The organism is Candidatus Methylobacter oryzae (genome assembly GCF_003994235.2).
Classification (GTDB): domain Bacteria; phylum Pseudomonadota; class Gammaproteobacteria; order Methylococcales; family Methylomonadaceae; genus Methylobacter_A; species Methylobacter_A oryzae.
Map to the genome: position 1 here is coordinate 13,420 of NZ_RYFG02000118.1, position 13,545 is coordinate 26,964.

At 50.1% G+C, this 13,545-nt stretch carries 7 protein-coding genes; 1 reads left to right on the forward strand and 6 read right to left on the reverse strand.

Annotation, left to right across the window (positions count from 1 at the left end):
- Positions 1–3: 3 nt before the first annotated feature.
- Positions 4–2,763, reverse strand: a complete 2,760-nt coding sequence (locus EKO24_RS19075; RefSeq protein WP_127028448.1) for a helicase-related protein — start codon at positions 2,761–2,763, stop codon at positions 4–6.
- Positions 2,760–8,039: a DEAD/DEAH box helicase gene (locus EKO24_RS19080; RefSeq protein WP_127028447.1), complete on the reverse strand. Its 5,280-nt coding sequence runs from the start codon at positions 8,037–8,039 to the stop codon at positions 2,760–2,762. The genes EKO24_RS19075 and EKO24_RS19080 overlap by 4 nt, the downstream gene beginning before the upstream one ends.
- A 413-nt stretch (positions 8,040–8,452) precedes the next feature.
- Here EKO24_RS19080 and fumC point away from each other — a divergent pair, with 413 nt between their 5' ends.
- On the forward strand, positions 8,453–9,856 hold the full coding sequence (gene fumC / locus EKO24_RS19085) for a class II fumarate hydratase (protein WP_143733260.1): 1,404 nt from the start codon (positions 8,453–8,455) through the stop codon (positions 9,854–9,856).
- A 32-nt stretch (positions 9,857–9,888) separates the two neighbouring features.
- On the opposite strand, the gene EKO24_RS19090 is transcribed toward fumC, so the two are convergent.
- From EKO24_RS19090 to rlmA, 4 genes are all read right to left on the reverse strand, one after another.
- Positions 9,889–10,377, reverse strand: coding sequence for a nucleoside triphosphate pyrophosphohydrolase family protein (locus EKO24_RS19090; RefSeq protein ID WP_127028445.1), 489 nt, complete (start codon positions 10,375–10,377; stop codon positions 9,889–9,891).
- A gap of 280 nt (positions 10,378–10,657) precedes the next feature.
- The gene (locus tag EKO24_RS19095; RefSeq protein ID WP_127028444.1) at positions 10,658–10,864 is read right to left on the reverse strand and encodes a DUF6494 family protein; all 207 of its coding nucleotides are present in this window, start codon (positions 10,862–10,864) and stop codon (positions 10,658–10,660) included.
- Positions 10,865–10,991: 127 nt separating this feature from the next.
- A complete protein-coding gene (locus EKO24_RS19100; RefSeq protein ID WP_127028443.1) occupies positions 10,992–12,542 on the reverse strand; it encodes a bifunctional aminoglycoside phosphotransferase/ATP-binding protein in 1,551 nt (516 codons plus the stop codon).
- 104 nt (positions 12,543–12,646) lie between these two features.
- Positions 12,647–13,486 (reverse strand): 23S rRNA (guanine(745)-N(1))-methyltransferase, encoded by an 840-nt coding sequence (gene rlmA / locus EKO24_RS19105; protein ID WP_127028442.1) that lies wholly within the window; start codon positions 13,484–13,486, stop codon positions 12,647–12,649.
- Positions 13,487–13,545 lie beyond the last annotated feature (59 nt).

Below are 13,545 nucleotides of genomic sequence, written 5' to 3' on the forward strand. Positions count from 1 at the left end.
TCTCTACAGTGCGTCGGGAAGTAAAACGTAGATGCCGATGATATCCACCGGCAAACAGGGGGTGATGTTGTATTGTCCTATATCTTTGGCGGCTTCGCGTACCCGGCGATGGTCGGTCAATAAAGCTTCGGCGCGTTGTTGGGCCAAGGCTTCGATACGTTCGGGTTGCAATTGGATAAATTCCAGCGCGGTTTTAATTTCGCGTTGCATGATATCGAGCGGTAGATTGCCGCTAGGTTGGCATTCCAGTAAGGCGCCGGCAGTTTCTTCGCTGAGCCATTCCGGTTGGCTACGGCCTCGCACAGCCAAGGTTACGGTTTCTTCGGCCATTAAATGATAGGGTTGCCTTCGCCTGACGTAGCTGAGTTGATGGCGTAAACGGAGTAGATACAGGGTAGTCACCATATCGACCGATTCGGTGACCGTCGTGGCGCAACGTGCTGCCAGCGGTTTTTCGCCAAGCAAGGCTTCTTCCAGTAAATGCTCGGCCAATAAGCTGACGATTGGATGACTGCGATGTAATTGTGAAAAGTCGATAACCAACGGTTTTTCAATGCCATCATCGGCTAGCCTGAGTTTTAACGCTTCCGGGAAATGCAGGGGCAATAACTTGAAACGGTTATCTTTAAACGGTTCCAGGGGCGCATTAAGACGAGCGCAGGCGGTCTGCACAAAGTGCTTAACATCTGCTTCACTACCCAGCGCGATTTGCTGTTTTTGCCATTCCGGCATGACTTCTTCCGGTTTAATCCGACGTTGAGCAAACACGGTACGATTGGCTTTGGTTTTTTCCATGGCGTCGTGCCATTTTGCTTCCAGCGGTTTGATGATTTCTTCCGGCTCAACGAAATCGAACAAGCTAAGGTTTCGCTCGTTTCGCTGCATCAAAGCGGTTTTAATCAAAGCCTGATTGATGCAGGATTCGTCTTCCGGCATTGGCACCAGTACCCCTAGCTCTTTACGAATGGCGTCGGCTTTTCTGAGAATTACGTTCAATACAAAGCCATCCACTGGGTTATCCTGACCGTAGAGCATGGTGCAGCGCACTTCGGTGGCTTGCTGTCCAAAGCGGTCGACTCGGCCTTCGCGCTGCTCATGGCGAGTTGGATTCCATGCCAAATCGTAATGCACCACTGCGGTAAACAAATGTTGCAGGTTGATGCCTTCGGACAAACAGTCTGTGGCGACCAGCACGCGCCGATCAGCGTCTTCCATGGTTTGTACGCGCTGCTCGCGTTCCGCCGGTGTATATTCGCCGGTCACGGCTTCTACGGCTACGGTTGGAAATTGGGTACGCAAGTGTTCGGCGACATAATGGGCGGTAGCAATATAACGGCAAAAGACGACCGGGTTAAAACCGTCTTTTAGCAGGCTTTTGACGTGGATAATCAATAGTGCCAGCTTGGGATCGCCGGTTTTACCGCTAAGGCTTTCCGCCTGTGCAATCAAATACTGTAATCGAGCTGCATCTTGCAACTGCGCCGGTGGTTCGAGATCGTTACTGCTCAAGTCATCGGCTTGACCGTCGTATAATCTGGAATCGGTCAGACAAGTCTCGCTATCTAATGTACCTTCAAGCCGGGTATTTAAAGCTTTAGCTGCCGCCGCCGGAGATGAAGCTACACAACGTAATAACGCTAAAGTGGCATACCAAACCAATCGGGGATTACCGTTTGCCGATTGTTCGGCCGATTCAGCGAGTTCGCGGCAATAGCTTTGCACGTCATCAAAAAACTGTCCCCAGGCACCGTTGAGTTCGTAAGTCAATTCCGTGGACATGCGCTTAGGGAATCCGCGTGTGTCGTGCCATTCGTCAATATCAATGCGGCGGCGCTGAACGAAATGACGAGCCAGTTCCTGGCGTAGCGGATCGCCGGCGGAAGTACGGTTTTGCAACGTTGCAAACTCGGGCTTAAGCAGCGACAGCAGGTTATAAAAAGCGCTTTCATCGCCGGAATGGGGCGTGGCGGTGAGCAGCAGCAGGTGCCGCTCTTCGTTAGCCGCCAGGCGTTGCAATAGTTCAAAACGCAACTGTTTGCCTTGGCCGCTGCTCGCGCAAGTATGTGCTTCATCGACAATCACGCACTCCGGAGCAATCGCCAGGAAATACTCGCGATGGCGCTCGCTTTTGATGTAGTCGAGGCTCACCACGATATAGGGATAATGATCAAATAAACTGACGCCATGCGGCACCTCGCGTTCGATGCGGCTGGCACTGGCCGAGGTTAAAACCACGGTTTGGAGGTTGAATCGTTGCTCCAGTTCGCCTTGCCATTGCTCAACCAGATGCGGTGGGCAGAGTACGGCTAACCGGCTGATTTCGCCGCGATCTATCAGTTCGCGGACTATCAAGCCGGCCTCAATGGTCTTGCCTATACCCACGTCATCAGCAATTAACAATCGTACCGTGGTTAGGCGCAAAGCCATGAGCAATGGCACCAGTTGGTAAGCCCGTGGTTCTACCGCAATATTGCCGAACGAGCGAAATGGCCCGCCGCCTGCACGCAGTTTGAGGCGTAGCGCATCGCGCAATAACAATGCAGCGGCATGGTTTCCGGGTTTTTCGGGATCAGGCCAAGGGAATGTGGCAGGTTCGACCGGCTGGAATTCCAGCTCAGGAATCAGCGAGATAATATCATCGTCAGAGCCGCCCAATGGCCGCAAGCGTAACCAATCGGACTTCGAATCGGGTTGCACAATCCATTCACGGCCTCGGGCGCGCACTAAGTTGCCGATAGTGAAGTCGTGGGTTGGCATATTCATTCAGTATTCTCTTGTTTTCCGAGTAAGCCGGCGTGTTGTTCAAATAATTCAGGCCATAGCCGAGGCTTGGAAAAGTCCAGTACCTGCCAGCCTTTATCTGCTAATTGGGATTTTATGTCATCGGCCAAGGGGGCTAAAAACACCAGAACGCGAAGACTTTTATATTGTCCGGCGGCAATCGCTTGCCCTTGATTGATAGGGACTTCGGTTGCATCGGGTTGCTTTAGTTGCCGAGTCTGTAGAGCGGCTAGCCATTCGCCAAGCATGTCATGCGTAGGCTTTTGCCGATCCGATGATTGGGATTCCTCGTTGACGGGAACGACATTGGCATTCGCAAGCGCCATCAACAAGCGCAGGGCGTCCGGGTTCCGTCTGTCGATATTGTCATGATCGGGCTGATTGAAATACGACAGCAAACACTGGTAACAACCGGCTTCGCAGATACTTTCCCCCTCGGCATTGCGATGCTCTTGCCGTTTAAGTTCTTCAACCGTTGCTAAGTTTGTTCCAAATTCAAAATGCATGAGTTGAAGCGTTGCGCTTGCCACCATGGATAAGCAGCTTGGTTCACCGGCAAGACGTGTCAGGACTCCGGCTCCGCCTTCTGCGGCTTCGTAAAACAATAGTGCCTGCCGATTATCTGTTGCAGGCAACGGCTCGACAACCAATTCCGACTCCTCAATTTGAAAAGTCTGTTCAATGCCGCGTTTAAGTGCGGCTTGTAAAGTAGCCATGGCCGCTAAAGGTAATGGCCGTGCCGGCGCCAGAATCAGGATATTCCGGTGATCTTCGACGAACGGAACGATGCGTTGTTTGGATACTTTATCGAGTAACGCCTCATCGCCCTCTGGCTCATTGTCTTTATCGGAATCATCCTGTTTGCTCCAAACGCCGGTAATTGGATTAATGTAAAAACCAAGCTGGTTTTCATGTTTACGTCGCCGCCAACCTTTGTTAATACGCCAAATCCGAGCTGCCGGTGAGTAAGTAATCGAACAAAGCGTTTCGCCGTTATGAACAACATGGGCTTTCTGTTTTTGCACTGCACCATCAGGTCCGGGGAGGAAGCGATAAGTGGTTTGTAGCTCAAATCCTTGGCGCTGGCGTTCTTCATCGTTAATTGAAATACGTTCTACAGCAACTGTTTCAACGGTTTCGATGCGATACAATTCCTTGATCCAATCATGATCGGTGAGCAAGGCTCCGCAGTTTTCGCAACAATTAGCCAATGGCTCAGCGCCATTTGCATCGCCTAAATGCCCATAACCGCATTGACTGCAAACCCGTGCCGACACTGTGCCTAGCGTACTGTTTCCGGAAATATGATCCGCCGAACCGACATTAAGTTTGGCTCTCATTACGCGATACATCTGGCCCTCGTGGTATATCAAACTGCGAGGACCGAATTCCGAAAGGGCTAGAAAGCGGGGGCGGCTTACCATACTGCCTTCGTCATTGTTGCCGTTTGTCCCGCCGCGGGCCGGAATCCAGGCCATGAGCGGTAAGCGCGGAAAATTATAGCCCGGTAAAAAACCTTGGCTAGCCAGATAGCGATAGGTATAAAAGTCGGTATTTTTTGTATTGCCTGTTTTTAACAGAACTGTGTATTGACGCGCTGCATCGCCATAACGGCGACGGGCATTTTCCCGTTCATTGTGCGACGCGGTATGGCTTTTGACAATGCTGTCTGCCATGGTCATCTGTTTGTGGGTTGCATCAAACAGTTTGCGCCATCGTTCCAAGGCATCGGTAAGCGCCTTGGGCGAATCATTGATTACTTGTTCTACGTAGTCCTCAGTAAACCATGCAGCACCGTTTAGTTCGTTTTTTAGTTGAGCGACGACTCGATTAGCTGCATTTCCGGCTTTTTCCAGAACATAGGTATCACTTAAGTGAGCAAGCAATTCCGGCTTGATCGGTTTTTCCGGCATTTCCAGGTCGAGCAGCGGAGCGATACTGCTGTCCAATTCGACTTCGCAACACGCGAGCCACACGGCATGTAAATGGCTTTCGATCAAATCGCGGTTAGCAATATCCAAGGTGGGCGGTTTGACAATGCCGTGAACCATTTTGTCGGCATTGCGGAAAAACCATTGATCATGAGGGCTTTGCGCGGCGCAATATGTGATAACCAGTGCTTGTTGTCCCGATCTTCCGGCGCGACCGCTACGTTGAGCGTAATTGGCGGGTGTCGGCGGAACATTGCGCAGATAAACGGTATTGAGTGCGGAAATGTCGACGCCCAGTTCCATGGTTGGCGAGCAAAACATCACCGGCAAGCGCTCCAGCGGAGCATCATGCGCCGGATTATCAGCCCAATCTTGGCGGTCCTTGTCGGTATAGCGAAAACGTTGCTCCAGCAATTGCCGACGAGCGGCATCGACTTGGGCGGTATGTTCGTGTGCTTCAAAGTCAAACAGCGGATGCGACGGTAATCTCAGCATTTCAGCCATCACCAAGTAAAGTCGGCGGAAAAAAGCATTGGCTTTGCGCGAGGTTTCGGCTTCATTACTGACCGGTAAGCACCATTCGATGGCGGCAGCGTTTAACTGCCATCCCAGAATTGAATTGTCGATGGTTTGTTTATGGATATAGCCATAATTTGCTGCTGCGTTCAGTAGTAGCCCAAGCGCTTCAACCAATTCCTGCTCTTTGCAATTGGAAATTTGTCCGGCAAAAGCTGTTTCTTTCCAGAACTCTGCCCGTTTAAGCAGTCTGATGATGCGTGAACGTGGGCCTCCGGTGACCAGATGATCACTGCGATATTTGCCTTCCGGGCGTTTACTGAGAATCAGGTATTTCGCGGTGGACAGTTTTTCGTCAGGGGTAAACGCCCAGCGTTCGTTGAGATATTGATGAGCGGTATTTTTGGCTTTCTCCTGCTCGACAGAATCCAGGTAGCGGCTTTCCAAACACAGTGCTCGCCGCATTTCATCAAACACAAGTTTGCTGAAGGATACACGCGCGTTAGCGCCGATATTTCGTAATAGGGTTCCCGGCAAGCCAAATAGTGTTTCCTCGGCGCAAAACGCTGTTAATTCGCGATAGTTAATTACTAAAAGGTTGAGTTGATCGAGGTTGGGGTTGTTGAATCGCCAACCTCTGCGCAAGTCTCTCAGCAATCGATAGCCTAAAATAAAGCGCAAGGTCCGCTGTGCTTCTTGCCGGGCAAGGCCCGTTAACTTAGGCGTACGCAGATATTCAGCCAGCATAGCTGGGTCCGGTTTATTGAAACCAAGGGCTTTAAACACTTCATCTGCAAGATATTCTTCGGTCAAAATACCGTTGTTATTCTGCAAGGCGCCGATCAAGCCTGCGCGTAGTGTTAGCAAGAATACAAAATCATTGAAATGCCCGGCCTGTAGAGCGGCGTCTTGGCGATTGTCGGTAAAACCCAGTAGCTTTCTAGGGTCCGGGATTCCTTCCGGAATATCGGTTTCAGCAAATAATTGGCGTAAGGCACTCAGCGTCAGCATGGTCGTTGCCGATGAACGGCCTTCGCCGGAAAGACTGGATAATCGGTTAATATCTTTGCCATGAGCGTCGTGAACGTGACTGCAGTTCAAACAAAAACGCAATTTACCCGGTATAAACCAATAATATTCGCCTTTATTTTCGACTCCTTGCGCATTGACTTGGGTAGCAACAGGTACTGCTTTTTTGTAAGAACTTTTTACTTTGGTTACGGCTTTGCTGAGGTCAAGCCAGATTTCCGGCAGGTCTTCTAAATTGCCTTGGTACTGCTGCTTGTTACTGTAGGGACATAAAAATCCAAATCGTGCATCCTCGTTATCATCGTCACTAATATCGTCGATTTCTCGTGGTTTAAAACGAATGTCGCCATGTTCTTCACGCCAAACCGGATGGTATTCCTGTCCGCATTCCCGGCAGAAATGAGTGGGATACAAAAGCACCGATTCATTTTGTCTCCCCGGTGCAAATCGTTGTGCATCAAGGGTGATGTGCCTGCTTTCTTGGGCTTCGAGGGTTGCATGTACTTTGCCGGGGCCGCTGATAAACTGATGAAGTTTAAATGCAAACGGTGGTTGTCCTTGTGGCGATTCATGGTGCTGGGCTGCGATAAGAAAATTTTGCAATGCTGCTTTTGCAAGTTCCACTGCGCAGGAAGCGTCTTGTGCCAAGCGGTTGCTTGCTTCAGACAAACTGATGGGCTTTGCCCGGTTTGGCTCACTACCATCAGCAGGTAATTCAATGCCCAAGTTCAATTCTACCCAGATAGAAAGAGGGTCTTTTTGAAAATCTTCAAACTTTGACCATGCAAAGGATGTTCTGGAAACTGATTCCAACAAATAGGGTTTTATTGCGTCAATATCTTTTGACGGGTCGGTAACTCGCTCAAGCGTTTCGCTGATGATGTCGTGAATACTTACTTGAGTTCCAAATAATTTGCTGGCAACTTCGGCCACTGTTTTCTTTTGGTCATCTTTGCTGCCGGAGCTTGACATGGTTGCCGAGGTGCCGATGCAAATCATCTTCTCAGCATGCAGTTTTTCCCGTAATCGCCTAACTAGCAGCGCTACATCGGCACCTTGGCGTCCTCTATAGGTATGAAGTTCATCCAGGATTAAAAAGTTAAGCCCTTTGCAGTGCTCGACAACCCGTCGATCAGTTTCCTCATAACGCGTCAATATGAGTTCCAACATCATGAAGTTGGTCAGTAAAATATCCGGCGGATTTTCGGCGATTGCACTGCGCTCAGCCGTGGATTCCTGGCCTGTGTAACGGGCGACAGTAAATGGTTGCTCAGAATCGGTGTAGCCGTATAAGAATTTCTTTAATTCTTCATGCTGGCTGTTTGCCAGCGCGTTCATAGGATAGATAACAATTGCCCGCGTTCTGGCGATAGGGTCTTTTTCTTTAAGAATTTTATCTATGACGGGAATAAAAAAAGACAACGACTTACCTGAGCCGGTGCCGGTAGTGACAACGTAGCTTTGGCCGGACTGAGCTTTAATGATAGCTTGGAGTTGGTGGGTATAAAGGTGTAATGGCAAAAGCTTATGCTCCAATTTTCCAATCTGGAAAATCTCAACACATTTTTTATGCAGAATACCTTGCTCAGCGAGTTGTTGAATTGTTGTTTTGCGTTGGTAATTAGGATTTATCTGAATTAGCGCTTCCGGCCAATAGCGTCCGGCGTCGTATTGGCGCTCAACTTCTCTTTTGATGTCTGGGGCTGCAATCTGGGTAAAGCTGCGTGAGAAGGCGCTGTAATCGGAAATCAGCTCGTCACGGAAATTGAAAACGTTTTTCATAGGGGAAGGAGCCATGTCCATTGGATCATTTTTTATTAAACTTTAACCTTATCTTTAAAGCAAATCTATACATTTAAAAGTCAGTCTCGGATGAACGCGAAGTATGGTTAATTGTTATAGGGCTTTGTCAACTATGCGACTTTTGATAAAAATAACAAAAGTTAAGCGCATTGATAACGACAAGCCACAGTGTTGTTATAATAATGAATGGATATGATCCATCGTTAAATCAATATAAATTAAACAGTTGTTCCTGCATAATCTATATAAACAGTAAGCTCAGCTATTACATAAGGATATGAAGGATCTATAGCAGCGTATCAACAATAGGTGCTTTGAGTGGCGCAGCACACTAGCTGCCGAAAAACAAATATCTGTCCATGCTTTTTAATCAAGCCATAAAAGGACAACACATGAAAAAAAATACCGCCAACACCCGCACCGAAACCGACTCGTTCGGTCCGATTGAAGTTCCTGCCGGCAAATACTGGGGCGCGCAAACCCAGCGTTCGTTGCTTAATTTCAAAATCGGCGATGAAAAGATGCCCAGGCCGTTGATCCGCGCGTTGGGCATCGTCAAATATTGCGCCGCGCTGGCGAATATCGCGCTGGACAATATCGATCCTAAACTCGGCAATGCGATAGCCGATGCGTCCCGCGATGTCATTCAAGGCAAGTTCGACGACAATTTCCCGTTGGTCGTTTGGCAGACAGGTTCCGGAACGCAGTCGAACATGAATGCGAACGAGGTGATTGCGAACCTTGCTATCGAGCGGCTGGGCGGCGTTATCGGCTCGAAAACGCCGGTACATCCGAACGATCATTGCAACCGCAGCCAGTCGTCGAACGATGCGTTCCCGACCGCGATGCATATCGCAACTGTCGAGCAGTTGCACCACGCGCTGATTCCGGCGCTACGGCATTTGCATCGCGCGTTGGCCGATAAGGCCGAAGCCTGGAGTTCAATTATCAAAATCGGCCGGACGCATTTGCAGGATGCGACGCCGCTGACGTTGGGCCAGGAGTTTTCCGGCTATGCGGCGCAAGTGCAACTCGGCATCGAACGGATCGATGACAGCCTGAAACGCTTGTATCCATTGGCGCAAGGCGGCACGGCGGTCGGCACCGGGCTGAACGCCAAGCCGGGTTTCGGCGGCAAGTTTGCCGGGGAGGCGGCTGAATTTACCGGACTGCCGTTCGTGTCCGCAGCCAATAAATTCGAGGCTTTGGCCGCGCACGACGCGCTGGTCGAAATCTCCGGCGTATTGAATACGCTTGCGGTCGGCCTGAATAAAATCGCCAACGATATTCGGCTGATGGGCTCGGGGCCGCGCTGCGGCATCGGCGAATTGTCGTTGCCTGAAAACGAACCCGGTTCGTCGATCATGCCGGGCAAAGTCAATCCGACGCAATGCGAAGCGATGACGATGGTCTGCGCGCAGGTTATCGGCAACCATGTGACGGTCACGTTCGCCGGCGCGCAAGGGCATCTGGAGTTGAACGTATTCAAGCCGGTCATCATCTACAACCTATTGCAGTCGATACGGCTGCTGGCCGACGCGGTGCTCAGTTTTACCGATCACTGCGTGGCCGGCATCGAGCCGAATGTCGAGCGTATTGCCGAGCTGGTCGAAAATTCGTTGATGCTGGTGACTGTGTTGGCGCCGCGAATTGGTTACGACAATGCGGCCAAGATTGCGAAACTGGCGTTTAAAAATCGCAGCACGCTACGCGAGGAGGCCGTTTCCGGCGGGTTTGTAACTGAACAGGAATTCGACAGCTTGGTTCGGCCCGAGGCCATGACTTATGCCAAATAAAGCAAGCACGTAACGCCGGCTGCCGTTTGTCATCACTCAAAAAAACAAGAACTCAAATCCGGCGTTTTGGCTTCCTTGGATAGCTTGCAATCATGGATGATCTGGAAGGCTTTATTAAAATCGGCGTTCGTGAAGGTGCTCGTCAAATGAGCGCATAAACAATAAACGGCTGAATAATCGTCGGTAACGCCGGAGGTGCAATTGTTAATTCTGTCGCACAGGATGCGGACGATCGAAAGAATATAGCCGTCGTGCCGCCATGTTATCGGAAGATCGGCGACATCTTCGCCGCGCATCGCTACGGCCCGCAATGCGCAATAGGCGAGATTGACCAGCCCCGATAATATTTCCACCATGTCGCCCTCTTTAATGGCTTTCAATACTCCGCTGCCTTCGTCCATTAAAAACGCCTGACGCATAACAATATCCATGTCGGATAATCGTTCGGGGGTTCCATGCTTGGCTTGCTTGAATGAAGTTAAGTCATGGAACTCTCTAACTAATTTTAGATGCTTATTCATGGTCTTATCCTCTGTCTGTTACAGCGGTTCGGCTTCAAAGGCTAGGTTGTTTAGCCCGGTCTTTGCAGTCAATATAGATGCTTAATCTAATTAAGCGACGTAAATCATCGCAGGATTTTAAAGATGGAACACGGATGGCACGGATGCGACGGATTAGCGCGGATTTTTGTCGGTTTAAATTCTTATCCGTGCCAATCCGTAAAAATCCGTGGTATCCGTGTTCTCTTTTTTATTGGCATATCAATGTATGTTAATGAATTGCTACGCCAAAATAAGAGATTTATTCGAGCGCTATTTTTCCCTGAATGCAATGGTTGACGCCAATCGCAGGGGCGTCCAGGATCATTTTGACTTCGATGGTTTCGGAGCCGTTTAGCTTACCGGTTTCAATCGCTTTCAGGACCGCATGTTCGATCTCGCGTTGCGAGGTGATGCCGACGTTTTTGAGATATTTTCTGACTTCTATATTCAATGTGTCTTCGTTCATTTGTATCTCCTCATTTTATTGACATCCATGCGAGAGTAACGGGACGGGTTCCCTGAGCAGGCGTCATTTGCCGCGATAGTACGCATACCGCTGCTAAAAAGGAATAGGTAAAATCGAGTATACGGTTTTACTGAAAATAATGGCCAAGCTGGTCCAGCAGGGTCTGCAACGCATTATCGCTCTCGGTATTAACCGTTATCAGGCCGGATTGTTCTTGTTCGGATAGCGGCTGCGCGGATTGCTGTTGCCGGTGCAGTACGGCTACGCTTGCTTCCGAGGCATCGCCTTGCCGCAGGTTAATTCGCTTGCACAGTTCCCGGTCGGATGCTTGAAAGCTGACGATATGAAACGGTACGCCGCAGTCCGCCGCAAGCTGCCGGAACAGGTAGCGTTGCTCTGTTTTAAGGAAAGTGGCGTCGATAATGGCCGGGAAGCCGGCATCGAGCACGGTTTTGGCAAGCTCTTTAAGATGTTGGTAGGTTTTCAGGCTTGCTTGTTCGGTATAGAGGCCGCTATCAATGCCGCTATCGGTTTGCGCATTGGCGCGATAACCGAACAGTCGTTTGCGCTCTATGTCGGAACGTATCTGGAACGCGCCGATTGCTTCGGCGAGTTGGGCGGCGATAGTGGATTTACCTGAACCGGAGTAGCCGTGAGTAATGATCAGGACGGTTTGACGACGGCGGGTAAAGCGCTCGGCCAAGTCGGCGAATGTCGTGTATTCGCAAAGCGTCTGCCGGGCCGATTCGTCTTGCTGTTGCGCCTTGCGTAATAACGAAACTTTAGCCCGCACCAGCGCGCGGTAAACCAGGTAATAACGTAATAAAGCCAAGCCGTGATAATCGCCGGTCTGCTGTAAATAGCGGTTAAGGAAGCGGTAGGCGTAGTGGACGTAATTGAAATGCAGCAGGTCGATAAACAAAAAAGCCACTTCGCTGATCACGTCAATCCAGCGCAGCATCGGGTTAAATTCGATGCAGTCGAACAGCACTACCTTGCCGTCGATCAGTGTGATGTTGCTCAGGTGCAGGTCGCCGTGGCATTCGCGCACGTAGCCTTGCTTTTTGCGCTGCTGCATCAGAGCGGCCAGATGGCATACTTCGCTATCGCCCCATTGCCGGATATTTTGCAACTGCTGTTTTTGCGCGCCGTCAATCAACAAGGGCTCGATATGCTCGAAATTTTCGATAAACCAATGTGTGATGTTGGCGCTGTCGCCATACGGAGAGTTTTGATCGGTCCGGGCAATGGTTTCATGAAAGCCGGATACCAACTCGGCAAGTTGATCGATTTCATCAGAATTCAACTGGCCGAGTTTGGCGTATTCGCTGAGCAGTTGGCCTGAAGGGAAGCGGATCATTTTGACCGCATATTCGATGGCTGTGCCGGCACCGCCCAGTTCAGGCCGATCCGGCGTTCCGATAATCGGAAGCACTTCAAGATACAGCTCGGCGGCCAGACGCTTGTTCAGCCTGAGCTCTTCGGTGCAGCAGAAACGGCGTTTTTCCAGCGTGGAAAAATCCAGAAAACCGAAGTTAACCGGTTTCTTGATTTTGTAAGCGTATTGCTCGCTCAGCAACAGCCAGGAAATATGGGTTTCAACGACCTCGCAGCCGTTAGCTTCGGATAAGGCTTTGATCAGTGTGAGGCTTGAATCCGGCGCTGTATTATTGCTCATGTTTTGTAATCCCAGGCTAATCGGTGAACCGATGGTATTACGTCAATGGTATCGGGCGCAATGATGGAAGAAGATTAAAGGGGGCGATACGCTTTTTAGCGTTGCTATTTTAAATAGCTGTTCACCGCCAGCGTCAAAATAAAATCGGTTTCAATCTCAAGTTCCGCAGCTTCTTTAATAGCTTGCTGGGCGCTTTCATTGGTTCGCCATGCAAAGGGCGTCATTTGTAACAGGGCGATTCTTTGTTGCGAATCCGGCGTGATCTTATAACTGACGCGCTGCATGTCGATGCGCTCAAAGCCTTGCGGCAGGGTGCTTTCCAGCGCATGTTCCTTGACTTCGTTGTAGATGAACTTCTTCAACTGCCATAGATGCCTCGGTCCCGGCGTTACGGTCAGCAACAGGCCGGACGCTTTCATCACCCGTTTCAGTTCGTCATCGTTTGACGGAGCGAATACCCTCAGCACCAAATCAAAATAGTGATCCGCATAAGGCAAACGGTTTGAGCTTGCGACGATAAAGCGGGCATCAGGCTGCTTCTTGGCGGCAGCGGCGACCGCGAATTTGGCAATATCGACACCGTGCAGCATGATCGTGCTTGCGCAGTTAGCTTCAATTTTCCGGTTGTAATAACCTTCGCCGCAGCCTAAATCCAGCAGACGTTGGGGGTCGTGTGCAGCGATCATCGTCGCCACCGCTTTAGCCATCGGCTCATAGAAACCTGCTTCCAAAAACTCGCGTCTGGCCTGCACCATCTGTTTATTATCGCCGGGTTCGATGGAATGCTTATGCTGCACCGGTAAAAGATTCAGATAGCCTTCTTTCGCAATATCAAAATGATGGTTGTTTTCGCAAGCATAACTTTTAGCCGATGGAGTTAGCTGTAGCGAGGCCGCGCAAATTGGGCATAAATAGCAAGAAAAGGGATCGTGAATTTGATGCATGTACGTTGGGACTTTTACCGGCCGGGCCGTCAAAAGTTTCAGATGAGGAAAGATCGTTT